The organism is Mesorhizobium sp. M0478 (genome assembly GCF_040321305.1).
In the GTDB taxonomy this organism is placed as follows: Bacteria; Pseudomonadota; Alphaproteobacteria; order Rhizobiales; family Rhizobiaceae; genus Mesorhizobium.
The window spans coordinates 166,984-188,949 of sequence record NZ_JAMYRH010000013.1 but is presented as its reverse complement, the minus strand read 5'-3'; the positions used below and the strand labels follow the sequence as shown (position 1 = coordinate 188,949).

Genomic DNA, 21,966 nt, shown 5'->3' with positions numbered 1-21,966 from the left:
CGCCGCGCCAACCAATCCGCTTGGCGCTGCGGCGGACGCATAGGGGGAGAGAAGTGTCACCTATGTATCCGGTTCAAAGTGTTACCCATCTATCGGCTGGACAGACGCTCTGGCAACACTCCCTCTCTTCGGTTAGCTTCGCCAAAATTCCTTGGCGGAAGGATGAACCTTTTTGAACCTATCGGCGACAGAGCAGACAGGAGCCAGGCGGCTCGACCGGCCATGACGGCAGCGACCGAGACTGATCGCGCGCTTGTCGACCGGGTCGCGAAGGGCGACCGTGCCGCTGTTCGGCTGCTGTTCATGCGTCACCACGCGCGGGTCTACCGCTTCGTGGTGCGCCAGACGGGATCGGAAATGATGGCCGACGATATCGCAAACGAGGTCTTTCTCGAGCTGTGGCGCCAGGCGCCCGGTTTCGAAGGGCGCTCGGAAGTCTCGACATGGCTGCTCGGCATCGCCCGGTTCAAGGCGCTGTCGATGCTGCGCAAGAAAAAAGAAGACTGGATCGATGACGATGATGCGGCGCAGGTTCCCGATGGCGCCGACACGCCGGAAGTCGCCACCATGAAGGAAGACAAGGGCGCCGCCTTGCGGCGCTTCGTCGATGCCTTGCCGGAGGAACACCGCTCGGTGATCGACCTTGCCTATTACCATGGACAGTCGGTGACGGAGATCGGCGAGGTACTCGGCATCCCGGTCGCCACTGTCAAGACCCGAATGTTCTACGCCCGCAAGAAACTCGGCGAAGCCCTCAAGGCCGCCGGTTACGACAGGGGGTGGCCATGAGCAATCCTGAAGACATGAGCGCCGCTGAAAAAATGTCGCGCCGTGACGAAATGGAAACGCTGCTGCCGTTCTACCTGAACGGCTCGCTGGAAGGCTCGGACCTCGAAGCCGTCGAGGAATGGCTGGCGTCCGATCCGGCGGCGATGGCGGCGCTTGGCGAGGCTGAGGCGGAATTCTCCGGCGCCACCGCCGCCAACGAGGCGATCCGGCCACCGGCCGATGCGCTCAGCCGCTTTGCCAGGGCGCTCGACGCCGAAGCCGGACCGGTCCGCGCTCCCGCGGGCCGTTCCTGGCTGGCGCAGGCACTCGGCCGTTTCATGGCGGTGCCGGTCGGTGTCGCCTGGGCGGCAGCGGCGGTGCTGCTGGCGTTGGTCGTGGTGCAGTCCTACGTGCAGACCGGCGGCAAGAGCCATGATTTCGAGATTGCCGGCGCCGAGGATGATCTGGCCAAACTGCCGTTCGCGCTGGTCAAGTTCAAGCCGGATGCGAAGATGTCCGACATCGCTGTTTTCCTCGACCAGAACGCGCTGAAGATCGCCGGCGGGCCGGCCGCCTCGGGCGTCTTCCGCATTGCCATCCCGGTCAAGACCGGAGCAGACTACACCAGGCTCGTCGGCCTTATTGCCGCCCAGCCGTTCGCGGAGACTGTGATCGAGGGAAGGAAACCGGTTGATGGCAGCTAGGGCGGTCATTCGATTTGCGGCGATCCTGGTGGCGGCGACGACAATCGTCGCCGTGCCGGCGTCTGCGCAGACCAATGATCCCAATGCCGGCCGGGCCGACTGCACCGACGCGGCCGGAGCGGCGGCTGCCGACTGCCCGAAAGACGGCAATGAGGCCAACGTCGGCGGCGAACCAGGCGCAGTTACCCTTCCGGCCCTGATCGTCGACCTGTTTCCCAACCCACCGGCTCCCGTAGCGCCCGTGCCGACGCCGCGGCCGTCAGCGCCGCCTGCCGACACGCAGGCCGGGCCACCCGCCGGCGGGGCGATCGTTTCGCCGACCGATCTTGTCGCGACCGCGCCGCGCCGTGCCATCGCCGGCGAGTTCGTGCCCGACGAGGTGCTGGTGACCGTCGACGGCGATGCCGGCGCCGTCCAGCAGATCGCCGCCTCCTTCGGCCTTGAAGTGCGCTCGCAGCGCCAGTCGCGGCTGCTCGGCACCACGCTGGTGCGCTTCGGCATTCCCGACGGCCGCCCGGTCGGCGCCGTGCTGGCGCAGCTGGCCGCCGATGGCCGCACCCTGCGGCGCGAGCCAAACCATATCTATTCGCTGCAGCAGGCGGCCGGCATCGTCAACTATGCCTTCGAGCGCATTCAGCTCGACAACAAGCAAGCCAGTGGCGAAAACGTGCGCATCGCCGTCATCGACACCGGCATAGACGACACCAATCCGGCGCTGACCGGCGTCATTGCCGACCAGTTCGACGCCATGCCCAACGTGCCGGTCGAAAAGCGTGACCACGGTACCTCGGTCGACGGGCTGATCGCCGGCGTCGGCGCGCTCGAAGGCATGGCGCCCGGCGCCAGGATCTATCACGCCCGCGCCTTCGAGGACGGCAGGTCGACCATGGATGTCATCCTGTCGGCGCTCGACTGGGCGGCGGACCAGAATGTCAGCATCATCAATATGAGTTTCGTCGGCCCCAAGAACGATCTGCTCGCCACCGCCTGCCGCAATGCGCGCGGGCTCGGCATCATCCTGGTCGCTGCTGCCGGCAACAACGGGCCGAAAGCGCCCTATGGCTACCCCGCCGCCTATGACGGCGTGATCGCGGTCACCGCCACCGACGCCAAGGACGGGCTGATGCAGCAGGCCAATCGCGGCGCTTATGTCTTCATCTCGGCGCCCGGCGTCGAGATGGTGGCGCCGAGCGGCGCCGGCTCTGACGTCGTCACCGGCACCTCGTTTGCCGCCGCGATCGTGTCCGGCGCTATCGCCAATTTGATCCACGCTTCACCCGAGCGCTCCGCCGACGACATCGAAAAGGCGCTGGCCGCCACCGCCAGGGATCTCGGTCCGAAGGGACGGGACAATGATTTCGGTTATGGGCTGCTGGATACGAAGGCGGCGGCGAACAAGTAAACCGGGCGAAATTCGCGCCACCAATTCAGAGCGCCGGGCCCAGCCGGACAGGGCTGCCATCATGGAAGCGTGACAGCCGGAAGCGGCTGAGGTCGTGCCCCGTCTGGTTTCCCTGGATCAGGTCGGCAACGACACGGCCTATGCCAGGCCCGATACCGAAGCCGTGACCGCTCATTCCCGTCGCGACGAAAAGACCGCCGACGGCCTGCACATGATCCACGATGGGGACGACGTCCGGCATGGCGTCGATCATGCCGCCCCAGCCTGCCTTCAGGCGAACTGTTTCGAGCTGTGGAAAAAGACGTCCGAAATTGCGTTCTATCGAACGCAGACCGGCTCGTTCAGGGGGCGGGTTCAGCACCCGCATTTTTTCGAAAGGACTGACGGAATCCGGCGCCCAATCGCGCGGCGTCGACCACGCATCAGGGTAACCTGACGGGGCGAACGGAAAGTAGCGCGTCCCGAACGGGTTATCCCTGAGGGCGGGAAGGTATTTGGTGGCGTGCCGGAATGCGTCAGGCCCCAAATAAAGCAAATGGCTGCCGCCCGCGGCGAGCGTATATCCGCCATCCTGCCTGCGCCGGAACGCTATGTGTTCGTCGGCCGCCGCACCGGCATAGACCTCAGGCATGGGCTCCGTTGCGGCTGCGGTTACTCTGACGCTGAGCTGGGGGATGGAGATGCCGTGTCTGCGCAAGAACAGAGATGACCAGGCGCCGCCGGCGACCAGCACGCTGGAGGCCTCGACATACCCCGCCTCGGTCCACACGCCCTTGACCTTGCCGCCTGAGAGTTCGAGGGTTCGCGCTGCGCAATTCTCGACGATTTTGACGCCTTTTCGCACGGCGAGCCGGGCAAGTGCGGGCACCGCCAGCCAAGGCTCCGCGCGCATGTCGGAGGGCGTCGTCATCGCGCTCTTGAATTTGCGCGACATGCCTTTGATGAGTGTCGCGGTTTCGTCTGCATCCAGGAGACGGGTGTCGAGCGCATGGATCGCGGCGATCTTCATGAAGGCTTCGAACCCGGCCATGTCCTTGTCGGTGTTCGCCAGGTAGGTCACACCTGTCTGGGTCAGGCCGATGTCCTCGCCGCATTCCTCAGCCAGTTGCCGCCACAGGCGAATAGCCTCGATGACGATGGGCAGCTCGTCGGCGTCGCGTCCCTGCTTTCGAATCCAGCCCCAGTTTCGGGACGACTGTTCGGCCGCAATGCGCCCTTTTTCCAGCAGCGTCACCGGGATGTTCCGCTGTGCCAGGAAAAGCGCCGTCGTCACACCGATGATGCCGCCACCGACAATGACCACCTCCGACGTTTTCGGCGGTGGGCCAGGATGCCGGATTGGATCCGTTTCGGAGAACGGGAATATGGGCAAGTGGCGCACCCTGAGGACTGGTTGATGGCTCTGGCTTACTGGTTGCCACCCACTCGAAGCCAAATCAAGGACAGGTCCAGGCAGACCGTTGTCCCAACGAAGTCAATCTATCTGCGGGCAACATCCACATGGGTGAACTTGCCCAGCGGAGCAATTGGATTAATCCCTAAACCGGCGCGCCGGCGACCGAGCCTCTCACCACCAGGTCGACAGGCCAGACCTCGCCCCGCGCCCCTTCTTCCAAGCCGGAAATGCGCGCTGCCAGGCGTTTGGCGATGCGGGCGCCGGCGAGGCGGATCGACGAGCGCGTCGTCGACAGCGGCACGGAAAAATTCTCCGGCTTCAGCCATGGAAAGACGTCGTCATGGGCAATCAACGACAGGTCGCCGGGAATGGTCAGGCCAAGGTCGCGCACCGCGCGCACGACGCCGAGCGACATGATCAGGCTGGAGCAGGCGATCGCCGTCGGCCGCTCGCTCTGTTCGAGCAGGCGCCTGGCGGCGCGGTAGCCGTTCTCCTCGGTCATGGTGAGTGAACAGACATGGCGCTCGCCGAGCGTCAGGCCGCTCGCGGCCAGCGCCCTGCGCATGCCGCGCTCGCGGTGGATGGCGAAGGTCTCGCGGTCGTCGCCATTGATCAGCGCCAGCCGCCGGTGGCCGAGCTGAACCAGCAGCCGGGCCGCATCGTGGAAGCCGCCCTCATTGTCAATGTCGGTGAAAGGGTAGTCGAAATCGGAACCCTCGCTGCGGCCATGGACGATGAAGGGAATGCCGAGCGTGTTGACCAGCGCCACCCGCCGGTCGGCCGGGCGCGGCGAGGAGATGTAGACGGCGTCGACCTGGCGGTTGGCGACGATGCGGCGATAGGTGGTTTCCTGGTCGTCGGCATCGGCCGGCGACAGCACCAGGTCGAGCTCGTGCGAGCGGGCATAGTCGCCGAGGCCGGAGAGGAATTCGACGAAATGCGGGTCGATGTCGACGGAGGCGCCCGTCGGCAGGACATAACCGATCATGCCCGTCTTGCCGGTCGCCAGCCGGCGCGCGCTCGGGTTGGGCCGGTAGCCGTGGCGCTTGGCGGCATCCACCACACGCCGGCGGGTTTCCTCGTTGACCTCGGGATAGCCGTTGAGCGCACGGCTTACCGTTGTCTGCGACAGGGCCAGCATATGAGAGAGCTGCTTCAGGTTCACCGGGAGGCCTCCAAGCCTCAAAGCGCTTTTAATTTTGAAGCCACGCGGCGCCACAATGGGCGCGGCCAAGCTGGTCGACCATACGCACTGGTCAGGCCAGTTTGAAGCTTAATACGCTGCTGCACCGCCGTAAAACTATGCTGCAGCGCACTTTACCAAGTCTTCCAGCTCGAAATTAAATCGATTAGCCCACCGCCCTCTTGACTTCCAGCCGATTCAATGGCGAGATCAAAAAGACCAAAGCGCTTTGGAAGACTCTTCGAAAGGTTGCGGTTCCTTTCTGAACGAGTCACAGTCCTGCAGCGTCGGCGGGCGGAATGGAGGTTCCGTCCGGGTGTATGTGTCCACACTGGGAGGAATACCGATGAAGAAGATGCTTCTGCTTGGCGCAGCGTTTGCCACGCTCGCCTTGTCCCTGCCGGCGCAAGCCGAACTGAAGTTCAAGCCCGGGGAAGACAAGCGCTTCAACTGGGCCAATTACGAAGAACTGAAGAAGGTCGATCTCAAGGGCGAGACACTGACTATCTTCGGGCCCTGGCGCGGCGAGGACGAAGGCCTCATCCGCACTGTTCTCGAATATTTTCAGGAAGCCACCGGCGCCGAGATCAAATACTCCTCGTCGGAAAATTACGAACAGCAGATCGTCATCGATACCCAGGCCGGCAGCCCGCCCAATATCGCCGTACTGCCGCAGCCGGGCCTGATCCAGGATCTGGCGTCCAAGGGCCTTTTGACGCCGCTGGGCGACGACACCGCCAAATGGATCAAGGACAATTACGGCGCCGGCCAGTCATGGGTCGATCTCGGCACCTTCAAGGACAAGGACGGCAAGCCGGGCTTCTTCGCCTTTCCCTACAAGGCCGACGTGAAATCGCTGGTCTGGTACTCGCCGGACAATTTCGAGGAAGCCGGCTACAAGGTTCCCAAGACCCAGGAAGAGCTCGCCGATCTCGAGAAGAAGATCATCGCCGACGGCGGCACGCCGTGGTGCATCGGCCTCGGCTCAGGCGGCGCTACCGGCTGGCCGGCGACCGACTGGGTCGAAGACATCATGCTGCGCACCCAGGCGCCCGACGTGTATGACAAGTGGGTAAAGAACGAGATCCCGTTCAACGATCCGGCGGTGGTCAACGCCATCGACATTTTCGGCAAGATCGCGACCGACGACAAGATGGTCGACGGCGGGGCCAAGGCGGTTGCCGCGACCGACTTCCGCGACAGCCCGAAGGGCCTCTTCTCGGTGCCGCCGAAATGCTACCTGCACCATCAGGCATCGTTCATCCCGACCTTCTTCCCGGAAGGCACAAAGGTTGGACAGGACGCCGACTTCTTCTACTTCCCGCCCTATGCATCCAAGCCCGAGCTGGGCACGCCTGTGCTCGGCGCCGGCACGCTGGCCATGATCACCAAGGATTCGAAGGGTGCACGCGCGTTCATCGAATTCCTGAAAATGCCGCTGGCACATGAAATCTGGATGGCCCAGGGCGGCTTCGTCACGCCGCTCAAGTCGGTCAACAAGGATGCCTATGCCAGCGACGCGCTGAAGAAGCAGGGCGATATCCTCGCCAATGCCTCGACCTTCCGCTTCGACGGTTCGGACCTGATGCCGGGCAAGATCGGCGCCGGCGCCTTCTGGACCGGCATGATCGATCTGGTCGGCGGCAAGTCGGCGCAGGATGTCGCCACCGACATCCAGAAGAGCTGGGACGCTATCAAGTAGTCAGCTGGCAAGCAGTCAGCTGGCAAGTAACCACTGCCAAGTAATCAGCCGCTTTGGCGGCAAATTCAGGACTTCCTCCACAGACTGGGTCCGGGCCGCTATGGCCCGGATCCGACCGGCGCCTTACGCCGGACCGATTTGCGTTCGTTCGTTTCAGAATAACTTAAATCGGCGCAGAGCCACATCGCCAGGGCTGTTCAAGGCCCGGCCGATCATGCGCAGGGAAGAGGGACCCATGGCTGCTCAGATCTTATCGGCCATTTTTGTCATAATCATCGGCGTCGGCGGCTGCGTCGCCTATTTCTGGGGCGCCAACAAGCTGGTCGACCTGATATTCCCGTCGCGCGGCGTGGCCGGGGCTGCGGCCATCGACAATCTGCGCCGGCAAGGACTGGTCCGTCCGTGGCTGTTCGTCGGCCCGGCGATGATCATCCTCACCGTCTACCTGATCTATCCGGTGGTGGCGACGCTCTGGCTGTCCTTCCTCGACCGCGGCGGCCAGCATTTTGTCGGCTTCGCCAACTATGAATGGGCGTTCGGCGACCGCGAGTTCCGCAACTCGATCCTGAATAACATCATCTGGCTGGCGGTGGTGCCCGCCGCCTGCACCTTTCTAGGGTTGATAATCGCCGTGCTCACGGACAAGATCTGGTGGGGCACGATCGCCAAGAGCCTGATCTTCCTGCCGCTGGCGATCTCCTTCGTCGGCGCCAGCGTGATCTGGAAATTCATCTACGAATATCGCGGCGAGGGCCAGACGCAGATCGGCCTGCTCAACGCCATCATCCAGTATTTCGGCGGCCAGCCGCAGGTCTGGATATCGCTGCCGTTCTGGAACAATTTCTTCCTGATGATCATCCTGATCTGGATCCAGACCGGCTTTGCCATGGTCATCCTGTCTTCGGCGTTGCGCGGCATCCCCGAAGAGACGCTTGAAGCCGCGGTCATCGACGGCGCCAATCCGTTCCAGATCTTCTGGAAGATCATGGTGCCGCAGATCTGGGGCACCATCGCCGTGGTCTGGACGACGATCACCATCCTGGTGCTGAAAGTGTTCGACATCGTGCTGACCATGACCAACGGCCAATGGAACAGCCAGGTGCTGGCCAATCTGATGTTCGACTGGATGTTCCGCGGCGGCGGCGATTTCGGCCGCGGCGCCACCATCGCCATCATCATCATGATCGCGGTCATCCCGATCATGGTCTGGAACATCCGCCAGGCGAACAAAGAGACGGGAGGACATTGAGATGACCGTCGCGACCGGAAAGTCCTTTGCCAGCCGCTTCGGCGTCCACATCGCCGTGCTTGTCTTCGTCGCCGTCTGGACCGTGCCGACGCTCGGCATCCTGGTCTCGTCGCTGCGCGACAAGGACCAGATCATCGCCTCGGGCTGGTGGAACTCGTTCTCCAGCTCCAGCCAGACTGAAGCCGGCCGCCTGCCGCCGGCCTCGGCGCAGGTCGAGAAGGACGGCAAGTTCGTGCTTGCCGGCAATATCTTCGGCGACGGTGCTGCGCGCAACATCAGCGCCTTCGGCGTCAAGTCGGCGGCACCGACGCAATATCCGGCCGGCACCACTGCCGATCTCGGCGACGGCGTGACCTTGCAGCTCAATGCCGACGGAACGTTCGTCATGAGTTCGCCCAAGGCTTTCGAAGGCGACCGTGGCCAGCGCGTCTATTACGCCTCGTCGGCGCCACCGAAATTCACCACCGACAATTACAAGACCGTGCTGTTTTCGGAGGGCATCGGCCGCTCGTTCATAAACTCGCTGACCGTCACCATCCCGGCGACGGTCATCCCGATCCTGATCGCCGCCTTCGCCGCCTATGCATTGGCGTGGATGCGTTTTCCCGGCCGCGCCTTGCTGATCGCCACAATCATCGGCCTGCTGGTCGTGCCGCTGCAGATGTCCTTGATCCCGCTTTTGAAGATCTACAACGGCGTCGGCATCTTCTTCGGTGTGCCGTCGAAAACCTATCTCGGCATCTGGCTGGCGCATACCGGCTTCGGCCTGCCCTTCGCCATCTATCTCCTGCGCAGCTATATTGCCGGCCTGCCGCGCGAGATCATGGAATCGGCGCGCATAGATGGCGCCAGCGATTTCGAAATCTTCGTCAAGATCGTGCTGCCGCTGTCCTTCCCGGTGCTGGCGTCCTTTGCAATCTTCCAGTTCCTGTGGGTGTGGAACGATTTGTTGGTGGCAATGGTTTTCCTCGGTACCGAAGGGGACCAGATCGTGCTGACCGCGAAGCTCAACGCGCTGCTCGGCTCGCGCGGCGGCGACTGGGAAATCCTGACGACATCGGCCTTCGTCACCATTATCGTGCCGCTGATCGTGTTCTTCTCGCTGCAGCGCTATTTCGTCCGCGGGCTGCTGGCCGGCTCGGTCAAAGGAGGTTGAGACTTATGCAAGCCGCTTTGAAGGCGACCTCGAAGCCCGATCTCGCCGTCAATCGCGACTGGTGGCGGGGCGCGGTGATCTACCAGATCTATCCGCGCTCCTATCAGGACTCCAATGGCGACGGCATCGGCGACCTCAAGGGCATCATCCGCAGGCTGCCCTACATCGCCTCGCTCGGCGTCGACGCCATCTGGATTTCGCCCTTCTTCAAGTCGCCGATGAAGGATTTCGGCTACGACGTCTCGGACTATTGCGACGTCGACCCGATGTTCGGGACGCTCGCCGATTTCGACGCGCTGGTTGCGGAAGCCCATCACCTCGGCCTCAAGGTGATGATCGACGAGGTGCTGTCGCACACCGCCGACAACCATCCATGGTTCAAGGAGAGCCGCGCCAGCCGTAGCAATCCCAAGGCCGACTGGTATGTCTGGGCCGACGCCAGGCCGGACGGCACGCCGCCCAACAACTGGCTGTCGATCTTCGGCGGCTCGGCCTGGCAGTGGGACACCAGCCGCCAGCAATATTATCTGCATAATTTCCTGTCCGAGCAGCCGGACCTCAACTTCCACAATCTGGAAGTCCAGGACGCGCTGCTCGACGTCACCCGCTTCTGGCTGGAGCGCGGCGTCGACGGCTTCCGCCTCGACACCATCAATTTCTACTTCCACAGCCAGGGGCTGGAGAACAATCCGCCGCTGCCGCCCGAAGAGCGCAACGACCAGACAGCACCCGCGGTCAATCCCTACAACTACCAGGACCATATCTACGACAAGAGCCGGCCGGAAAACCTTGCCTTCCTCGAACGGTTCCGGGCGCTGCTCGACGAATATCCGGCAACCGCCGCAGTCGGCGAAGTCGGCGATTCGCAACGCGGGCTGGAAGTGGTCGCCGCCTACACCGCCGGCGGCAAACGCGTCCACATGTGCTATTCCTTCGATTTCCTGGCGCCGGAAAAGATCAGCGCCGCCAAGGTGCGCCAGGTGCTGGAAGCCTTCGGCAAGGTCGCCAGCGACGGCTGGTCGTGCTGGGCATTTTCCAACCACGACGTGATGCGTCCGGCCTCGCGCTGGGCCGCCGACGAGGCCGACCCGGCTGCCTATCTGAAGGTTATCTCGGCGCTGCTGATGTCGCTGCGCGGTTCGGTCTGCCTCTATCAGGGAGAGGAGCTTGGGCTGGGCGAAGCCGAGTTGCAGTTCGAGGATCTGCAGGACCCCTACGGCATTCGCTTCTGGCCAGAATTCAAGGGCCGCGACGGCTGCCGCACGCCGATGGTGTGGGATGCAACCGCAAGCAATGCCGGCTTTTCGACGGCCAAGCCCTGGCTGCCGGTGCCGGGCAAGCATTTGTCGCAAGCGGTCAATGTTCAGCAGGGCGACGCGGCCTCGCTGCTCGAGCACTACCGGCGCTTTCTCGGTTTCCGCCGCCAGCATCCGGCCCTGGCCAAAGGCGACATCGAGTTCATCGAAAGCGAGGGCGACACCGTCGCCTTCACCCGCCGTGAGGGCAATGAGCAGATCGTCTGCGTCTTCAATCTGGCCAGCAAGCCGGCCGAGGTCGATCTCGGTGGTCAGGCGCTGCTGCCATTGGCCGGGCACGGTTTTTCGGGACAATCCGGCACAGGTTCCATCCGCCTCGGCGGCTACGGCGCCTGGTTCGGGCGCATCGACTGAGTTTTTTGACGAAACTGGATTTTTTGAGGAAATCCAGGTTCTCTAGGGAAATCACTGGGAGGAAATTATGGCCGATGTCACGCTGAGACAGGTGAAGAAATCATACGGCAATCTGCACATTCTCCACGGCATCGACCTCGACATAAAGTCGGGCGAGTTCATCGTCTTCGTCGGCCCGTCGGGTTGCGGCAAGTCGACCTTGCTGCGGTCCATCGCCGGGCTTGAGGAGATCACCTCCGGCGAGCTGAAGATCGCCGGCGAGGTGGTGAACGACGTGCCGCCTTCCAAGCGCGGCATTGCCATGGTGTTCCAGTCCTATGCGCTCTATCCGCACATGACCGTCTACGACAACATGGCCTTCTCGATGAAGATCGGCAAGGAAAGCAAGGCCGAGATCGACAAGCGGGTGCGGCAGGCCGCCGAAATCCTGCAGCTGACCAAATATCTCGACCGCCTGCCCAAGGCGATGTCGGGCGGCCAGCGCCAGCGTGTCGCCATCGGTCGCGCCATCGTGCGCAATCCGAAAGTGTTCCTGTTCGACGAGCCGCTGTCGAATCTCGACGCGGCGCTGCGCGTCGCGACCCGCATCGAGATCGCCAAGCTCAAGGAATCGATGCCTGCCACGACCATGATCTACGTCACCCACGATCAGGTCGAAGCGATGACGCTCGCCGACCGCATCGTCGTGCTGAAGGATGGCCATATCGAGCAGGTCGGCACGCCGATGGACCTCTACAAGAGGCCCGGCAATCTGTTCGTTGCCCAGTTCATCGGCTCGCCGGCCATGAACATCCTGCCGGCGACAATCGACAGGACGGGCAACCCGACAATCGTCAGCCATGTCGGCGGCCGCAAGGCAACGGTGCCGATTGCAACGCCGGCGTCAGCAAAGGGTGCGGCAGTCAGCTTCGGCGTGCGGCCGGAGGATCTGTCGGCCGCCACCGGCGCGGAATATCTTTTCGAGGGCGTGGTGGACTATGTCGAGCAACTCGGCGAGGTGCAGCTTGTCTATGTCGATATCGGCCGCGCTGACCTGCCGTTGGTGACCAAGCTGCCCGGCAATGTCGAGGTCAAGCGCGGGGCAAAGCTGCGACTGACCGCGGATGCCGGGGACCTGCACATCTTCGACGCCGATGGGCACTCCTTCTCGCTCAAGCCGGTGGAAGTGAAGGCGGCTTGAGATAGCTGCGTCGTACAGGCATAAAAAAGAGCGGCGGGCCAGGCCCGCCGCTCTTTTTTTAAGCTTCGGCTGTTAGTTGTTGCCGAACCGATCCCTGTCGCTGCTCTGAGGAACGAACTTCTGTTGGTCGTTCGACGAGTTCAGCAGCTTGTAGACCGCCGAGTTGGTGCCGGTCGACGAAGTGCGGGTGGTGTCGACGGCAGCGGCCGGCTGGTTGGCGCCATTGGAGCCATAATTGTCGCTGCCGGCAAAGGCAGCGCTCGAAACAGCCAGAACGGCTGCGGTGGCAAGAACGATCTTCTTCATTTTAGTCTCCTGAATTTTTCTGATGCCGCCAGCTGCAGCGGATAAGCCCGCCACGTGCTGGAAACCGGCTTTTAGCGGCCGAAAAGGTTACGGTCTGCACCGTGGGCAGGCGCCTGCTCGGCTGGAGCCGACTTCTCAACCGAAGCCGTATGGCCACTATCGGTCGACGTAATCGCAGGCTGGTTGGCGCCGTTCGAACCGTAGTTGTCGCTGCCGGCGAAAGCGCTGCAGGAGATGGCCAAAACGGCGGCGGCAGCAAGGATGATCTTTTTCATTTCAATACTCCTGAATTTTTTGGGATCCCGAGAGCGACGGGTTAGCCGCCCTTCTTTGGTCGGGATCAGCGATTGCCGTAGAGGTCGCGGTCGGCGCCCTGAACGACAGGCTGCTTGTCAGCCTGCGCCGGCTTCTGAATGGAAGCCGTATACGAGCTGTCGACCGAGACGGCTGGCTGGTTCGCACCATTGGAACCGTAATTGTCGCTACCGGCGAAGGCGCTGCCGGTGATCGCCAAAACGGCTGCGGCAGTGAGGATGATCTTTTTCATTTTTAGGACTCCAGTTTGTCTGTCCGTCTAGCGGCGTGTCTTGGGAGGAATTCGCGTCGTTCGGACAGCCCCGATGTGGGAAAGCCATAGGCTGGTTTCCAATCACGAAGTTGTTCCGTGTGGACCACGGTCCTGCACCTTGAAATTGTGCCAGGAAGTTCCTCTATGGTCATTTATCGCATTGTTTTCAGTTGCTTATGTCGACCGAGTGGTTCGCTCCGGTGTCGGTTTCCGGGCCGTCGTTCACACCGTCCTGCACGCATTGTCAACAGAAACGAACCGTTCGGTTCGATTAGAGATTGCTAATAGTAACTTTTCGATACCGTTGAGCCCTTTTTGCCCCCGATCGGAACTGGATCCGCAGCGATTCGAAACGGCGATGATGGCGTCGCAAGAAACGTCTCAGCTCTTTGACCGGCGGCGGGGGGCGTATGCCGCGCGTGTCGCGCCGCATGGATATGATGTCGCTTTCATGCCGACGTCGCGATCGCTGCCGTGATTAGATGATCGCATCTCAGGTGCCGCTTCGTGACGACGCAGCGGAGAATTGGGAAGCCGGTCAGAATCCGGCGCTGCCCCCGCAACGGTGGTGGAGTTGAAGTCGCAACGGGAGACCACTGGGCAAGAGCCTGGGAAGGTGTCGCGATGGTCCGCAAGGACAACTCCAGAGCCCGGAAACCAGCCCGAGATGCATAGACTCGACTGATCGCGGTGGGCGGTCAAGAGGTGGATAGTGCATGTCCGGCGCCGCGCCGGCCTGCGTCCGATCCTTCCTCCATCACCACCAAGTTCAGTCCTTAAACCACGAGGACAGAACTATGGATACGCGCAACGACATGCTGAGGCTCCTGAACGGCCGCAAGCAAGGCTTTTCGCTGGAACAGCCCTTCTACACCGACCCGGACTATTTCAAGCTCGACATGGAGCTTATCTGGTATCGCGACTGGCTGTTCATCGGCCATGATTGCGAACTGCCGAAGCCCGGCAGCTATATCACCGTGCAGATCGGCGATTATCCGGTGGTGCTGGTCCGCGACCAGAAGGGCAACATCAACGCCTTTCACAATTCCTGCCGCCATCGCGGCAGCCGTGTCTGCAACACTGAGAAGGGCATGGCGGCAAAGCTTGTCTGCCCCTATCACCAGTGGACCTACGAGCTTGACGGCCGGCTGCTGTTTGCCCGCCAGATGGCCGACGGTTTCGACAAGAGCCAGTTCGGCCTGAAGCCCGTCGCCTGCGAGAGCGTCGGCGGCTATATCTTCATCTGCCTGGCAAAAGAACCTGCCGACTTTGCGCCGATGCGCGCCATGATAGAGCCCTACCTCAAGCCGCACGGGCTGAATGAAGCCAAGGTCGCCTTCGAGAGCACCATCATCGAGAAGGGCAACTGGAAGCTGGTCTGGGAAAACAACCGCGAATGCTATCACTGCGCCGGCAATCATCCAGAGCTGTGCAAGACATTCCCCGAAGCGCCGACGGTGACCGGCGTGCAGGGCGCCGACAGCGATCCGGAGATGCTGGCGCACTGGGCGAAATGCGAGGCGGCGGGCCTGCCGAGCAAGTTCCGCATCGATCCGGCCGGGCAATACCGCGCCACCCGCGCGCCGCTGCTGCGCGATGCCGTCAGCTACACGATGTCGGGAAAGCGCGCGGTGACGAAGAACCTGTCCGACACTGTTGCCGCCGACCGCATCGGCACCTTGATGCACTACCACTATCCGACGACCTGGAACCACATACTGATCGACCATGCGGTCACCTTCCGGGTGCTGCCGATCAGCGCCACCGAAACCGCGGTGACGACCAAGTGGCTGGTGCACAAGGATGCGGTCGAGGGGGTCGACTACAACCTTGAGGAGCTCACCCATGTCTGGACCGAGACCAACGACCAGGACCGCCGCATCGTCGAGGAAAACGCCTTTGGCATCCTGTCTCCGGCCTATGAGCCCGGCCCCTATTCGGAGCTGCACGAGGGCGGCGTGATCCAGTTCGTCGAATGGTACGCGGCCTTCATCGGCCCGCGCCTTGCCGAAGGCGGCCGGCCGGCGCTACGCAGCGTCGCGTGAGCTGGAGCAGGCGAAGAGGGACCAGAGGATGAATGCGATGACGGATCTTGGGCTCTATCGCCATCTTGACCAGATGGCGCCGTGGAACGATAGGCTGCAGGTGCTGGAAGTGATCGGCGTCAGCGACGAGGCGCCCGACGTCAAGACCTTCACCTTCCGCTCCGACAACCAGACCTGGTTCCGCTACAAGCCGGGCCAGTTCCTGACGCTGGAACTGCCGACACCGGACGGGCCGCTGATGCGCACCTACACGCTGTCGTCGTCGCCATCGCGGCCGTTTTCGATCGCGGTGACGGTCAAGGCGCAGGCCGGCAGCATCGGCACGCGCTGGATGTTCGACCATCTGGTGCCCGGTTCGCATGTCAAGGCCTACGGACCGGCCGGCGACTTCTCGTTGCACAGCCACCCGGCGGCCAAATACCTGTTCATTTCCGCCGGCTCCGGCGTGACGCCGATGATGTCGATGCTGCGCTGGCTGAACGACTGCGCGCCATGGACCGATGTCGGTTTCGTCAACTGCGCGCGGCGTGCCGAAGAGATCATCTTCCGCAAGGAACTCGAACTGCTCGGCGGCCATATGCCCGGCCTGTCGCTCGGCTTCATGATCGAGGAACGTTCCAGCCGCGAAGGCTGGTACGGCCATATGGGCCGCATCGATGCGATCCGGCTGCCCTTGCTGGCTCCGGACTTCCGCGAGCGCGAAATCTTCTGCTGCGGCCCCGATCCGTTCATGCGCGCCGTGCGCGGCATGCTGGATGCCGCCGGCTTCGACATGACGAAATACCATCAGGAGAGCTTTGCCGCGCCTGTGGTGGAGGAAATTCCGGCGCCGTTTGCCTCCCCGGTCGAGGACGGCATCGCTGCACCTGTCGAAGCCGTGACGCCGATCCGCTTCTCGCTTTCGGAGGTCGACGCCGGCTGCGTCGCCGGCCAGACCGTGCTGCAGACCGCGCGCAGCTCGGGCGTGCGGATTCCCGCCGCCTGCGAGTTCGGCCTGTGCGGCACCTGCAAGGTGAAGAAGGTCTCCGGCGAAGTCGAGATGAGCCACAATGGCGGCATCCTCGACCACGAGATCGATGACGGTTTTATCCTTGCCTGCTGCTCGAAACCATTGTCGGCGCTCGAAATCGAGGCTTGAGCCGGTCGACTTCGCCGCAACGGTCGCCGACGCAGGCGTTGTATTCGCGGGTCTTTGTCTTGCCAACCAACGGCCAAGTGATTTAGACGCACTTAGGAAGGGCTTGGCAGACCGTGAAGCCGGCGCATCCCTTCAGGGCGCATGGGACGGGGGACACAGCGATGCAACAGCGGGTCTACGCGGTCGCAAGCAAGGACATCGTTTTCGAATCATTCGATGGCGAAGCCGTCGTTCTCGATCTTTCGAACGGCAAGTATTTCGGCTTTTCCGATTCCGGCAGCCGGGTCTGGCAGGCTTTGTCGTCCGGCGTCGCCACTGAAGCGCTGGTCGGAGCTGCCGCGGGCGCCGCAAAAATAAGCCTGGCCGACCTCGAAAGCTTCGTTGCCCGACTGCTCGATTTCGGGTTGCTTGCGCCAGCCGAAACACCGGCACAACCGCTTTCGGGCGAGCTGTCGTCTGCGCTTGCTGCCAGCAATGAGCCGCTCAAGGTCGATGTCCATGACGACCTTGCCGATCTCATCATTGTCGACCCGATCCATGAGGTCGAGGAACCTCTCGGCTGGCCGGCGGTGAAACAGGCATAATCGTTTCCCTAAAGCGCGTCGCGTTTGAACGGACTCAGGCGACGCGGTTTAGATCTTTGATTTTATGCATGTCGTCGTCTCAAAACCGGGGCCACCCCGAGCGACATGCATCAGGCGACCCGGCGCAATTCTGGACGCTGAACAACCAACACATGCCTTTGATCACGCTGCAAACCCTGCCGGATTATGCCCGCCATGTGCTGGCGGCCGCGGAAAGCGCCGCCGCCTTCTATCCCGTTGCCGCCAGCGTGCGGTTGCCGGGACTGGACCTGAGTGTCCACCTCGACCATGGCACGCTGGCGGAAGCCATGAGCCATGCCTTCATACCGGCCCCGGAAAATCCGTCTGCATCTGACGGCTGCCGCATTTTCGTCGCCCACCCGGCCATCGATGGCGTCCCCGCCCCGGCCACCTGGGGCCGAGGCGATTACAACCATCATGCCTTTGCCAACCGGCTGGAAGAGGCCGGATTGCGCGGCAGCTACTATCATGACCTCGACTTCTGGCAGTTCCATGATCCGCAACGCCATGTCGGGGCGCAGCTGATGATGTCGGCCGACGCCTTTCCGCCATGGGAACAAGGGGCGCCGCTGCGCGCCTTCCTGCATTGGGAATATGCGGCGCGCGGCATGCGGCTCACCCATGCCGGCACGCTGGGCATCGATGGCAAGGGCGTGTTGCTGGCGGGCTCCGGCGGTGCCGGCAAATCGGGAACGGTCGTCGCCGGCCTGCTCAATGGGCTCGATAGCGTCGGCGACGACTATGTGCTGATCGACCGGACCGAGGGGGTGACGGCCTATCCGCTGTTTGCCACGCTCAAGCAGGATCCGGAGGGCTTCAAGCGGCTGAAGCTGGAGGGTCGGCTAAAGTCGTACCAACCGCTGAACTGGCAAGGCAAGCATGCCTTTCGCATCGACGAGATCGCGCCTCGACCACCTCCTGCAAGTCTGGACATTATTGCTTTGATAGTGCCCCATATCAGGGGAGGTGCGAGAAGCTCGGTCATGCCCATATCGCGCAAGGATGCCATGATCGCCTTGGCCCCGTCAGGAATCGTGCAGATGCCGGGCGAGCGGGAAGCGGGCTTTCGCTTTTTCAGCGAGCTTACCCGCGATCTGCCATGCTACCGGCTGTCGCTGGGGACCGAGCCGCGCGAGATCGCCGGCACGATTGCGGATTTCGTCCTTCGGGGCGCTGCATGAAGTTGAGCATCATTGTGCCGGTGTACAATCGGGAGATCTATGTCGTTTCGACGTTGCGGTCCCTGCTCAGGCAACGCGACGATGCCGATCTCGATATCATCGTTGTCGACGACGGCTCGACGGACAGCTCCGTTGAAGCAGTCCGCGCCATCATGCGGGAAGCGTCGTGCATCCGCCTGTTCCAGCAGGCAAACCAGGGCGTGGCCAACGCGCGCAACACAGGGCTGAGGCAGTTGCTGCCGCAAACCGAACTGGTGTCGTTCCTGGATTCGGACGACGTCTCGCCGGCTGGACGATTCAAGGCTGGCCTACCCCTGTTCGCGGCCGACCCTGCGCTCGAGCTGACCTACTCGCTGATGACGCGCGTCGATCTCATGGACGACGAAACCCTGCAGCCGGCACGGGGCGGCGCAGGTCCCACCGTGCGCGGCGTCAGCCTTAGCGCCGGGATACTCCGCAGGGCACTCATCGACCGTACAGGTGCTTTCGACGAGGAGTTCCGGCAGGGCGAAGACGCCGACTATCTGCTGCGCATTTTCGAAACCAGCCCAAAGCACATTTTTCCCGACACCGTCGCGGTATACTACCGGCGCCACCCCGGCAATTTGACCAAGCAAAGGGATGTGGCGGTGCGCGAATATCTGCGTGTGATTCAGAAATCCTTGCGGCGGCGCAAGGCCGATCCGTCGCGGCGCCCGGTCGAGGGGCTTTTCGAGATCAAGCGCCCGGCAGAGTGGTGAAAGAATGAATAGATCACAGCCTGGAATGCGTGCGTGAAGCTGAGCGTGATCATGCCGGTCTACAACCGCGAACGCCATGTCGGCTCGGCGCTGCGCTCGCTGCTGAGGCAGCGCGATGCCGCCGATCTCGACATCATCGTTATCGATGACGGTTCGACCGACAGTTCGGTGGCGGTCGTGCGCTCGCTGATCGCGGAGGCGCCGTGCATTCGCCTTTTCCAGCAGCAGAATGCCGGGGTGACGCGGGCACGCAACGCGGGCTTGCGGCAATTGCTGCCGCAGACCGGGCTGGTATCGTTTCTCGATTCCGACGACATTTCCCCGCCGGGCCGCTTCAAGGCGGATCTGACCTGTTTCGACGCAGACCCCACCCTCGAGCTCACCTATTCGCGCATGACGCTGGTCGACGACATAGATGACGATACGCTGGAGCCGACAGCCGACAGCCACTCGATGACGGTTCGCGGCATTCACCTGTCTCCCGCTATCTTCGTCCGGCGGTTGGTCGAACGCATCGGCAGCTTCGACGAGGATTTCCACCAGGCCGAGGACACCGACTATCTGCTGCGCACTTTCGAAAGCGGTCCGAAATTCACGATGCCCGACACTGTTGCGCTCTATTACCGGCGCCATCCCGGCAACATGACCAGGCAGGCCGATGTTCCTTTTCGCGAATTCATGCGCGCCGTCTACAAGTCGATGAAACGGCGCGAGGCCGACCGCTCCTTGCACCCTGTCGACGGCATCTTCGATTTCAAGGAACTTGCGAATTGGCGTTTCCTGTGATGGCCAGCTACGGCGTCGTCATTCCGGCCTTCAACGCGACCGCCACCATCGCCGAGACGCTGCGATCGGTCGCGGCCCAGACGGTCCAGCCCGACGCCATAATCGTCGTCGATGACGGCTCGACCGACGATACGGTCGCGGTGGTCAATTCGCTGGGCATGCCGGTGCAGGTGTTGCGCCAGGACAATGCCGGACCAGGCAGCGCCACCACCAGGGGCATCGCCGCGCTGGCGACGCCCTTCGTCGCCACGCTCGATGCGGACGATCTGTGGCTGCCGACCAAGATCGAAAGGCAGCTGGAGCATTTCGAGCGGTTTCCCGCGACGGCAGGAGTCTTTGCCCACTGGCGGACGTTTCGCGATGACAAGCCCGATGTGCAACAGGACGTGGCCGTGGCGGGCTGGTCGCGCACGACGATGATGATCCGCCGGGAGGTAGCCGAGGCCGTCGGTCCGATCATCGACCCGCAAGGCGGTCGCGGCGACATGGTCGACTGGATCGCCCGTGTCCGCGAGGCGGGCTTTGCGCTTGCCATGCTCGACGATGTCCTAACCTTGCGCCGCATCCGGCCCGACAGCATGTCCTATGGACGCGACCCCGTGCGCGACCGCGGTTATGTCGAAGTCGTAAGGCTGGCCATGCAAAGGCGAGCAGCGAAAAAGGCGAGCGCCGACTGATGGCCAATGCCATGCGCCGTATCGGCCGTCGGTTTCCGGACTATGGTTGGTCATGGCCCACTGGCGGCCTCGACCAGTTGCTGAAGGCCGCATTGCTCCCCGATGAAGAGGCGGCCGGGGCCTATGCGGCGCGCTGGCTCGACGAGAACGATATCGACCATGCTGCTTTCCGCGAGCATCGGCTGCTGGCCGCGATCTCCGACAGGTTCGGCCGCAAGCTCGCTGGGCATCCGGCCTATCCACGTCTTGTCGGCCTGCAAAAGATGCTGTGGACCAAATCGCGACTGGCTGCGCGCGAGGCCGAGCCGGCGCTACAGGCCATGATCGACGCCGGCTGCGCGGTGATGCTTATCAAAGGCGCCAGCCGCATCGCCGTCAACGCGTCGGCGCAGCGCGGCCGGGTGGCGCATGACATCGACATACTGGTGCGCTCGCAGGCCATGATTGCCGCCTTCGATGTGCTTAGCGAACGCGACTGGCAGATCGCCACCGGCGTCAGTCCGCAATATCTGCGCACCAGGCTGGCGTCCTTGCGTTCGATGAATTTTTTCAAGGGCAGTTTCGGCGACATCGACCTGCACCAGCTCGCTTATGACGGGTCGCAGCAGAGCGCGGAAGATGATCTGGCGATCTGGCAGCGGGCGCTGTCAGCCGATTTCAATGGCGTCCGCGTGCTTGTGCCCTCTCCGGCCGACCGCATGGCGCTCGCCATCGCACATGGCGGCCTCGATGCCCACACCCACAGCGACTGGCTGGTCGACTGTGCGGTCGCCATCGAGAGTGGCGCAGTCGACTGGGGCGTGTTCGCCGACATCGTCGCCAAGCGGGGCCTCGCCGTCGCCGCGGCGGTGGCGCTCTCCTATCTCTGCCTGGGGATCGGCATTGCGGTGCCGGAGGCCGAACTTGCAAAGACGATTGAGTTGGCCGACCGCGCCGGCCTGTCGCGCTGGTCCTCGGTGCTGCAGGCCAAGCCGCGCACCGATTTCGGCGGCCTCGTTTGGCTGTCGCGCGGCTTTGCCAAGCAGTTGCGCCTCAAACGCAAAAAGGGCCGCCTGCAGCAGCCGACGCCCGCCGTCTGGCGCGGCAGGCCGACATTGCGCAAGGCAAGAGCGACGTCGGCGCCGTTTGCACTTTCCCAGCCCCTGCCGCGTCCGGACAGGACTGGAGCGATGGTGCTGGACGTCACCGTCAGGATCGTCGTTCCACCAATCCGGCGCCGCATTGAGATGGAAATCAATGCCGGCGGCGGCCATGTCGCCCGCCTGCGTTCCATGGTGATCAGCCGCGCCGGCGGCGGACGTGTGCTGCGCTTTCGCGGCAAGGTAACGGTGGACGACACCGGCCGGCCTCTGGTGATCGAGGCACGGCCATCGCGCCAGTTCCGCAACTGGGACAATGAGGCCGAAGTCGCCGCCTATGGCGCGCTGCCGTTCCAATTGCTGTCGGCAAGGTTTTCACCCACCTGAGAGCGGGTGGCTGTTTCCATGAAACGGTGAACCACTGTGGCCCT

General features: G+C 62.9%; 21 protein-coding genes and 1 riboswitch. Of the genes, 16 read left to right on the top strand and 5 right to left on the bottom strand.

Annotated elements, in window-relative coordinates:
• Positions 1-222 precede the first annotated feature (222 nt).
• Genes NKI64_RS26200 through NKI64_RS26190 form a run of 3 tightly spaced genes read left to right on the top strand, consistent with a single transcriptional unit; the run spans position 223 to position 2,874 of the window.
• Positions 223-789, top strand: a complete 567-nt coding sequence (locus NKI64_RS26200; RefSeq protein WP_023683483.1) for a sigma-70 family RNA polymerase sigma factor — start codon at positions 223-225, stop codon at positions 787-789.
• A gap of 14 nt (positions 790-803) precedes the next feature.
• Positions 804-1,472, top strand: a complete 669-nt coding sequence (locus tag NKI64_RS26195) for a hypothetical protein (RefSeq protein ID WP_023703636.1) — start codon at positions 804-806, stop codon at positions 1,470-1,472.
• Positions 1,462-2,874, top strand: coding sequence for a S8 family serine peptidase (locus tag NKI64_RS26190; protein WP_352514617.1), 1,413 nt, complete (start codon positions 1,462-1,464; stop codon positions 2,872-2,874). Before NKI64_RS26195 ends, NKI64_RS26190 begins: the two co-directional genes overlap by 11 nt.
• A gap of 25 nt (positions 2,875-2,899) precedes the next feature.
• Here NKI64_RS26190 and NKI64_RS26185 read toward each other — a convergent pair whose 3' ends face one another.
• Together NKI64_RS26185 and NKI64_RS26180 are read right to left on the bottom strand one after the other, a co-directional pair.
• Positions 2,900-4,246 carry an NAD(P)/FAD-dependent oxidoreductase gene (locus tag NKI64_RS26185; RefSeq protein ID WP_023668894.1) on the bottom strand — a complete coding sequence of 449 codons (1,347 nt, stop codon included), beginning with the start codon at positions 4,244-4,246 and terminating at the stop codon, positions 2,900-2,902.
• Positions 4,247-4,412: 166 nt separating this feature from the next.
• Positions 4,413-5,435: a substrate-binding domain-containing protein gene (locus NKI64_RS26180; protein WP_023668893.1), complete on the bottom strand. Its 1,023-nt coding sequence runs from the start codon at positions 5,433-5,435 to the stop codon at positions 4,413-4,415.
• A 364-nt stretch (positions 5,436-5,799) separates the two neighbouring features.
• On the opposite strand from NKI64_RS26180, the gene NKI64_RS26175 reads away from it, so the two are divergent.
• From NKI64_RS26175 to NKI64_RS26155, 5 genes are all read left to right on the top strand, one after another.
• A complete protein-coding gene (locus NKI64_RS26175) occupies positions 5,800-7,155 on the top strand; it encodes an ABC transporter substrate-binding protein (RefSeq protein ID WP_023668892.1) in 1,356 nt (451 codons plus the stop codon).
• A gap of 235 nt (positions 7,156-7,390) precedes the next feature.
• Positions 7,391-8,404, top strand: coding sequence for a carbohydrate ABC transporter permease (locus NKI64_RS26170; RefSeq protein ID WP_023668891.1), 1,014 nt, complete (start codon positions 7,391-7,393; stop codon positions 8,402-8,404).
• Position 8,405: 1 nt separating this feature from the next.
• Positions 8,406-9,560 carry a carbohydrate ABC transporter permease gene (locus NKI64_RS26165; protein ID WP_352670927.1) on the top strand — a complete coding sequence of 385 codons (1,155 nt, stop codon included), beginning with the start codon at positions 8,406-8,408 and terminating at the stop codon, positions 9,558-9,560.
• Between the two features lie 5 nt (positions 9,561-9,565).
• Positions 9,566-11,230, top strand: coding sequence for a beta-galactosidase BglA (gene bglA / locus NKI64_RS26160; RefSeq protein ID WP_352670924.1), 1,665 nt, complete (start codon positions 9,566-9,568; stop codon positions 11,228-11,230).
• 67 nt (positions 11,231-11,297) lie between these two features.
• On the top strand, positions 11,298-12,410 hold the full coding sequence (locus NKI64_RS26155; RefSeq protein WP_023826451.1) for an ABC transporter ATP-binding protein: 1,113 nt from the start codon (positions 11,298-11,300) through the stop codon (positions 12,408-12,410).
• 72 nt (positions 12,411-12,482) lie between these two features.
• Here the strand turns inward: NKI64_RS26155 and NKI64_RS26150 are convergent, their stop codons facing one another.
• The 3 genes from NKI64_RS26150 to NKI64_RS26140 form a co-directional block, all read right to left on the bottom strand.
• Positions 12,483-12,716, bottom strand: coding sequence for a DUF680 domain-containing protein (locus NKI64_RS26150; RefSeq protein ID WP_023715518.1), 234 nt, complete (start codon positions 12,714-12,716; stop codon positions 12,483-12,485).
• A 71-nt stretch (positions 12,717-12,787) separates the two neighbouring features.
• On the bottom strand, positions 12,788-12,991 hold the full coding sequence (locus NKI64_RS26145; RefSeq protein WP_352670920.1) for a DUF680 domain-containing protein: 204 nt from the start codon (positions 12,989-12,991) through the stop codon (positions 12,788-12,790).
• Between the two features lie 65 nt (positions 12,992-13,056).
• On the bottom strand, positions 13,057-13,263 hold the full coding sequence (locus NKI64_RS26140; RefSeq protein WP_023826453.1) for a DUF680 domain-containing protein: 207 nt from the start codon (positions 13,261-13,263) through the stop codon (positions 13,057-13,059).
• A gap of 499 nt (positions 13,264-13,762) precedes the next feature.
• A riboswitch (cobalamin riboswitch) is annotated at positions 13,763-13,964 on the top strand.
• 117 nt (positions 13,965-14,081) lie between these two features.
• Here NKI64_RS26140 and NKI64_RS26135 point away from each other — a divergent pair.
• The 8 genes from NKI64_RS26135 to NKI64_RS26100 all read left to right on the top strand — a co-directional run bounded on the left by NKI64_RS26135 (position 14,082) and on the right by NKI64_RS26100 (position 21,922).
• A complete protein-coding gene (locus tag NKI64_RS26135; RefSeq protein WP_023752441.1) occupies positions 14,082-15,329 on the top strand; it encodes an aromatic ring-hydroxylating oxygenase subunit alpha in 1,248 nt (415 codons plus the stop codon).
• A 37-nt stretch (positions 15,330-15,366) separates the two neighbouring features.
• Complete coding sequence (locus NKI64_RS26130) at positions 15,367-16,467, top strand: FAD-binding oxidoreductase (protein WP_023696904.1); 1,101 nt, start codon at positions 15,367-15,369, stop codon at positions 16,465-16,467.
• A 161-nt stretch (positions 16,468-16,628) separates the two neighbouring features.
• A complete protein-coding gene (locus NKI64_RS26125; RefSeq protein WP_023696905.1) occupies positions 16,629-17,051 on the top strand; it encodes a PqqD family protein in 423 nt (140 codons plus the stop codon).
• A 152-nt stretch (positions 17,052-17,203) separates the two neighbouring features.
• The gene (locus tag NKI64_RS26120; RefSeq protein ID WP_352511112.1) at positions 17,204-18,253 is read left to right on the top strand and encodes a serine kinase; all 1,050 of its coding nucleotides are present in this window, start codon (positions 17,204-17,206) and stop codon (positions 18,251-18,253) included.
• Positions 18,250-18,993 carry a glycosyltransferase family 2 protein gene (locus NKI64_RS26115; protein ID WP_023668880.1) on the top strand — a complete coding sequence of 248 codons (744 nt, stop codon included), beginning with the start codon at positions 18,250-18,252 and terminating at the stop codon, positions 18,991-18,993. The genes NKI64_RS26120 and NKI64_RS26115 overlap by 4 nt, the downstream gene beginning before the upstream one ends.
• 33 nt (positions 18,994-19,026) lie before the next feature.
• On the top strand, positions 19,027-19,779 hold the full coding sequence (locus NKI64_RS26110; protein WP_023668879.1) for a glycosyltransferase family 2 protein: 753 nt from the start codon (positions 19,027-19,029) through the stop codon (positions 19,777-19,779).
• Positions 19,764-20,456 carry a glycosyltransferase family 2 protein gene (locus NKI64_RS26105; protein WP_245260271.1) on the top strand — a complete coding sequence of 231 codons (693 nt, stop codon included), beginning with the start codon at positions 19,764-19,766 and terminating at the stop codon, positions 20,454-20,456. The genes NKI64_RS26110 and NKI64_RS26105 overlap by 16 nt, the downstream gene beginning before the upstream one ends.
• Entirely contained in the window at positions 20,456-21,922 is a 1,467-nt protein-coding gene (locus NKI64_RS26100; RefSeq protein ID WP_023696908.1) for a nucleotidyltransferase family protein, read from the top strand. Before NKI64_RS26105 ends, NKI64_RS26100 begins: the two co-directional genes overlap by 1 nt.
• The last annotated feature ends 44 nt before the right edge of the window (positions 21,923-21,966 follow it).

What these genes read in the sequence shown, in the direction of transcription:
- NKI64_RS26125 (WP_023696905.1), top strand. Translation starts at nt 16,629, where the DNA reads ATGCAACAGCGGGTCTACGCGGTCGCAAGCAAGGACATCGTTTTCGAA.
- NKI64_RS26165 (WP_352670927.1), top strand. Translation starts at nt 8,406, where the DNA reads ATGACCGTCGCGACCGGAAAGTCCTTTGCCAGCCGCTTCGGCGTCCAC.
- NKI64_RS26135 (WP_023752441.1), top strand. Translation starts at nt 14,082, where the DNA reads ATGGATACGCGCAACGACATGCTGAGGCTCCTGAACGGCCGCAAGCAA.
- bglA (WP_352670924.1), top strand. Translation starts at nt 9,566, where the DNA reads ATGCAAGCCGCTTTGAAGGCGACCTCGAAGCCCGATCTCGCCGTCAAT.
- NKI64_RS26120 (WP_352511112.1), top strand. Translation starts at nt 17,204, where the DNA reads ATGCCTTTGATCACGCTGCAAACCCTGCCGGATTATGCCCGCCATGTG.
- NKI64_RS26130 (WP_023696904.1), top strand. Translation starts at nt 15,367, where the DNA reads ATGACGGATCTTGGGCTCTATCGCCATCTTGACCAGATGGCGCCGTGG.
- NKI64_RS26170 (WP_023668891.1), top strand. Translation starts at nt 7,391, where the DNA reads ATGGCTGCTCAGATCTTATCGGCCATTTTTGTCATAATCATCGGCGTC.
- NKI64_RS26195 (WP_023703636.1), top strand. Translation starts at nt 804, where the DNA reads ATGAGCGCCGCTGAAAAAATGTCGCGCCGTGACGAAATGGAAACGCTG.
- NKI64_RS26100 (WP_023696908.1), top strand. Translation starts at nt 20,456, where the DNA reads ATGGCCAATGCCATGCGCCGTATCGGCCGTCGGTTTCCGGACTATGGT.
- NKI64_RS26115 (WP_023668880.1), top strand. Translation starts at nt 18,250, where the DNA reads ATGAAGTTGAGCATCATTGTGCCGGTGTACAATCGGGAGATCTATGTC.
- NKI64_RS26175 (WP_023668892.1), top strand. Translation starts at nt 5,800, where the DNA reads ATGAAGAAGATGCTTCTGCTTGGCGCAGCGTTTGCCACGCTCGCCTTG.
- NKI64_RS26190 (WP_352514617.1), top strand. Translation starts at nt 1,462, where the DNA reads ATGGCAGCTAGGGCGGTCATTCGATTTGCGGCGATCCTGGTGGCGGCG.
- NKI64_RS26200 (WP_023683483.1), top strand. Translation starts at nt 223, where the DNA reads ATGACGGCAGCGACCGAGACTGATCGCGCGCTTGTCGACCGGGTCGCG.
- NKI64_RS26140 (WP_023826453.1), bottom strand. Translation starts at nt 13,263, where the DNA reads ATGAAAAAGATCATCCTCACTGCCGCAGCCGTTTTGGCGATCACCGGC.
- NKI64_RS26145 (WP_352670920.1), bottom strand. Translation starts at nt 12,991, where the DNA reads ATGAAAAAGATCATCCTTGCTGCCGCCGCCGTTTTGGCCATCTCCTGC.
- NKI64_RS26155 (WP_023826451.1), top strand. Translation starts at nt 11,298, where the DNA reads ATGGCCGATGTCACGCTGAGACAGGTGAAGAAATCATACGGCAATCTG.
- NKI64_RS26150 (WP_023715518.1), bottom strand. Translation starts at nt 12,716, where the DNA reads ATGAAGAAGATCGTTCTTGCCACCGCAGCCGTTCTGGCTGTTTCGAGC.